Genomic DNA, 5,010 nt, shown 5'->3' with positions numbered 1-5,010 from the left:
TTTCCCGGGGATGATCAACCGACGTCCTACGAGCATGACAACGGCTTCGTACGGGTAGTCCGGCGTGGCGACGCGGTATGGAAATACGAGCGTAACGATCAGGGCGATGTCACCCGCCGGACTGATCCTGACGGCCATGTCACGGACTACAGCTACAACCAACATGGGCAACTGACGGGAGTTTGGTATCCCGATAACAGCTGCCATCGGCTGGTGTGGAACGAGCGTGGGCAGCGGGTTGAGGAACAGTTGCCGAATGGCGGCATCAAGCGCTATCGCTATGACGACGTAGGCCGCCTGGTCTCCCGCGAGGATGAACATGGCGCGCTGACCGGGTATCAGTGGGACAGCGTGGGTCGGATGATTCGCGTGGTACTGCCGGACGGCGCCACCCGCGAATACAGCTACAACGCCTACGGAAAAGTCACCGCCGAGTGCGATGAACTGGGGCACGTCACCCGCTATGAATATGCGGATGGCCTGCACCTGATCAGCCGGCGGATCAACGCCGATGGCAGCCAGGTCAAGTACCGCTACGACAACACCCGGTTGCTGCTGACCTCGATTGAAAACGAAGCCGGTGAAACCTATGGGTTGCAGTACTACCCCAACGGCCTGATCCAGCAGGAAATCGGCTTTGACGGCCAGCGCACGACGTATGCCTACGACCTCAACGGCAACCTGCAAGAAAAGACCGAACACGGCGATGATGGCAGCCAGCTGGTCACCCGCTACGAGCGCGACTTCGCCGGGCGCCTCGTACGAAAAACCCTGCCCGACGGCAGTGTTGTGGATTACGCCTACGACCCCCAAGGCAACCTGCTTAGCGTCGACGACGGGCACTGGCCGCTGGCCTACGAGTACGACGCACAAAACCGACTCACTGCCGAACACCAAGGCTGGGGCACCTTGCGCTATGCCTACGATGCCTGCGGCCACTTGCACCACCTGCGCCTGCCAGACAACAACCGGGTGGTGTTCAACCGTGCCAAGGGGGGACACCTCGCCACCGTCGAGTTGAATGGCGAAACCCTAACCTCACACCTGTTCAAATCCGGCCAGGAACGTCAACGCCAGCAAGGCCAACTGCTAAGTCACTACCACTACGACGACCAGCAACGGCTGCATGCCCACACCGTCACCCAACAGCAGAACCACCTCTACCGGCGGCAGTACGACTACGACAAATCCGGCAACCTGAACCGCGTTCTCGACACCCGCAAAGGCGAACACCACTACAGCTACGACCCACTCAATCGCCTCACCCGCGCCGACCATTCCCAGGACCACCAGGAACGTTTCGTACACGACCCGGCCGGCAACCTGCTCATGCAAAACCGCACCGGCCCGGACGTGGTGGCGGGCAATCGGTTGATGATCCAAGGGGACCGGCACTACGACTATGACGCGTTTGGCAACCTGATCCGTGAGCGTCGCGGCAAGGGGCAGCAGCTTGTCACCGAGTATCGCTACGACTGTCAGCATCGATTAATCAGCGTCACAGCCCCCAACGGGAAAAGCGCCAGCTACCGCTACGACCCCTTTGGCCGGCGCATCAGCAAAACCGTTGAAGGCGTCACGACGGAGTTCTTCTGGCAAGGCGACAAACTGATCGCCGAACACCATGCGGAGCGGCATCGCAGCTACCTCTACGAACCGGACAGCTTTCGCCCGCTGGCCCTGCTGGAAGGCTTCGGTCCCAACGACACCAAACCCTACCATTACCAACTGGATCACCTTGGAACACCCCAGGAACTGACAAACCCCGACGGCGAAATCGTCTGGTCTGCGCACTACCGCGCCTACGGCGAAATAGCTCGTCTCGACGTGGGAGTAATCGACAACCCGCTGCGTTTTCAGGGCCAATATTTCGACGCGGAAAGCGGGCTGCACTACAACCGGTATCGCTACTACAATCCGGATATTGGGCGTTATTTGACGCCGGACCCGGTGAAGCTGGCGGGTGGGATCAATGGGTATCGGTATGTACCCAATCCTACGGGGTGGGTGGATCCGTTAGGGCTAAGCAATTGTCCGGGAGGGGACGGATGTAAACCTGATACTACGTTTCAGAATCCAAACCAGGGTGTAGATCATGGAGAACCGGCGTTACCGCAACCTACACGTGCGGAGCGGCAGGCAAGAATCGATGAACTTGCAGAAGCAAACGCCCATAGACGCTTGGACGAACTTGAAAAAGCGACACCGGGCGCACACTTTTTGGAAAAACATGGTGCACAGACAACACTCGAATCTCAGCTCGAAAGATTGAATACCGCCAAAAACCCGACGACAGGAATTATCGAAACTCATCGAACGGGCCCTTACATAGGAGAACCTAAATACCCTCCGGCTGCAACACGCTTCCTTAGCCACAGGGATCAATTGAACGCTATATATAGAGCACAGCTTATTTTCAGAAGAAATGGCAGAGCAGCATCATTAGAACCTATGGACATGGGAAAAGTTATTGGCGAGGGGTATTCCCGTGACGGAACAAGGTATAGCCAACAACGAAAAGCACGAGTCATACTAGACGCCAATGGCAAACCCAAAACTGCTTACACAGAGCAATAACCATGAAAAAAAAGCCAAGCATGTCAATAATCCGAGGATTATTGTTCACTTATGACATTGAGAATACAGACGACCTGGAAAGAGAGAGTCTTATTTGCTCAAAAGACATAAACAACGAGAAGGACCTTAACGAACTTCTTGACGAACTGACAAAGCCAGAGTTTTTATCATATACAAAATCAGAGCAAGAGTGGTTCATTGATTCGATCGAACACTATCTATCTATTAATGACAGTTTCGATGCAGTATTTAAAACCATGACAACCTACTTCCCAAAACCTGTAAGTGATCAGCAAAAATTTATGCAAACCCTTCTTAAGAAGTTGAAGCAATATGCCAATATTGATCAACCGAAAAACCAACTGTAGTGAGCGAGCTTGCTCGCTCACTCGAACAAGGGTTGAAAGCCATCCAGGAGATAAAGGCCCCTATGCGCCAAGACATCATGGAGAGCACTACCATGTAGAACTCAAACCGAATAATTTGAGTTGGAAACAGGCTGAAAAACAAAAACTGTCATTGAAGGTAAAACCCGAAAATCATTACCCAGGACAGGCTTCTTACCGGACGAACGACACCCAGGAATCTGACATGACAAAATTCCCCGTCTCTTATGGAACAGGACCGGCAAACCTGATCGAGACAGAATAATTTCTAACGATGCGAAGAGAAGTGTTCGTTATGGCCCTCACGAAATGAATAGCAAATCAAGCAAGCACTATTACCATGAAGAGACGCGGACACTGGAGCTTAATCCAACACTATGAATGTGGACAACACTGTTGTAACAGCCCCACTACCGAAGAAATAAAATGAAAATACAAGTAACTGAAGTACTTTTTGTTGAGAATACTATACGCGTGAATTTCTGCTCTTCCGTAGGGGCTGGTACCGCTACATGGGTCGGTACCGCACCCACTATCGGCGACGAAAAGGATGTAGAGTTTGATCTGGACGAGGTTTTTTCATGGGGAGAAAACATCGTTCCTTCGACCCTCAAAGCTCCATGTATCACCGTAATAAACGGTGTTACCCAAATAACAGCTGAACTCGTCGAAGATTCCAGCGAGGAATCGGCCGCACTAAAACTCGGAGACTCAATAATACTCATTGAGCTTGACGAGGCGACCACTAGAAAAACAGGATTTGTTGAGATAAGGACAACCAGAGCACTCCTGTATCCAACAAATATTTGAACATTACAGCCGCTCCCGGTAGGCCTCTCCCACAGATCTAGGGCGAAATCACCCGTCTCGATGTGGGAATAATCGACAACCCGCTGCATTTTCAAGGCTAATATTTCGACGCGGAAAGCGGGCTGCACTACAACCGGCATCGCTACTACAATCCGGATATTGGGCGTTATCTGAGCCGGACCCGGTGAAGCTTGCGGGGTGGGTGGATCCGTTAGGGCTAAGCACCTGCCCTGGTAACAACTGTAAGCCCAATGCTTCCGTTGCCGCTCCCAAGCCTAACGTTAATGAAGGTGAGCCCGCTTTACCTCAGCTGACGCGAACTGAGCGACGGGCGAAAATAGATGAACTAACAGAAAAAATGCAAAGAAAAGAGTTCTGGAATTTGAGACGAATTACAACATGCACACAGCAGAAAAACATAGTCCAGACATACCAGATCACGCGTTGAGACAACGTTCTATCGACGGTACAAACCCAACCACTGGCGAACTCGAACGGATCAGCTCAAGCTCACAATTTAAAACTTGGAAAATGCAGCTTCACGCTATAAACAAGGCAATGGGAAGAATGAAGGATGGCTCAATATCACCAACAAGTTTTGATGCGCGCGGTAACCCCGTGGTAGTGGTCGAACTACCCGGTGCAGGAAGAGGCTACAAACCTAACAATAGAAATATAAACAACCCAACCTACGTGGAAAATATGGACAAAGCAGAGATCCGATTTGATAGAAACAACCAAACCCGACCATTTACAGCTTTTCCGAAGTGAGGATGCAATGCTGAAGTGCCCATTTATGGATGCGCCTTACATCCCAAATATCTCCCACGTTTTAAGAGCCTTATCGATATACGACCTTGAAAATACAATCGGCAGGGAGCTATGGAAGTACGACCCAAACAATGAAGAAGACAGAGAAAAAATAATAATTTCCTTTGTGCTTCGCGACCTTATGTACCTCTCTTACAGGCACCGATTTGTATTGATGTCCGCACTCAGGGATGCACTGAATGATCCAAATTTTGACTTCGCCAAAGAATTCGAAAGCGATCACGACAAGTACGAAACAATGGCCTGGGACGAAACCGAAATAGCCGACCCCCGAGGCTTCTTCGCCGACATCTACCGACTCGCCAACAAAGTCTGGAAAGATGACCTCCAAAAAGCCAGCCAAGAAGACCCATCAACCTGGTAAAACCACCAAACCCTGTAGTGAGCGAGCTTGCTCGCGCCGGGC

The 5,010-nt window shown here is 51.6% G+C and carries 5 protein-coding genes and 1 pseudogene; all 6 read left to right on the top strand.

Going from position 1 to position 5,010, the window contains the following annotated elements; genetic code table 11:
- The coding region (locus OPU96_RS28665; protein WP_498560180.1) for an RHS repeat-associated core domain-containing protein at positions 1-2,577 on the top strand (2,577 nt) is incomplete at its 5' end.
- A gap of 2 nt (positions 2,578-2,579) precedes the next feature.
- Positions 2,580-2,945: a hypothetical protein gene (locus tag OPU96_RS28660; protein ID WP_498560179.1), complete on the top strand. Its 366-nt coding sequence runs from the start codon at positions 2,580-2,582 to the stop codon at positions 2,943-2,945.
- 444 nt (positions 2,946-3,389) lie between these two features.
- Positions 3,390-3,773, top strand: coding sequence for a hypothetical protein (locus tag OPU96_RS28655; protein WP_498560178.1), 384 nt, complete (start codon positions 3,390-3,392; stop codon positions 3,771-3,773).
- Positions 3,774-3,814: 41 nt separating this feature from the next.
- A pseudogene (locus tag OPU96_RS28650) lies at positions 3,815-4,080 on the top strand (RHS repeat-associated core domain-containing protein); the annotation flags it as partial.
- Between the two features lie 92 nt (positions 4,081-4,172).
- Positions 4,173-4,544: a hypothetical protein gene (locus OPU96_RS28645; RefSeq protein WP_498560177.1), complete on the top strand. Its 372-nt coding sequence runs from the start codon at positions 4,173-4,175 to the stop codon at positions 4,542-4,544.
- A gap of 25 nt (positions 4,545-4,569) precedes the next feature.
- Positions 4,570-4,968, top strand: a complete 399-nt coding sequence (locus OPU96_RS28640; protein ID WP_498560176.1) for a hypothetical protein — start codon at positions 4,570-4,572, stop codon at positions 4,966-4,968.
- Positions 4,969-5,010: the final 42 nt, after the last annotated feature.

This window comes from Pseudomonas sp. RP-B7, assembly GCF_059803535.1.
This window is presented reverse-complemented; position numbering and strand designations above follow the sequence as displayed.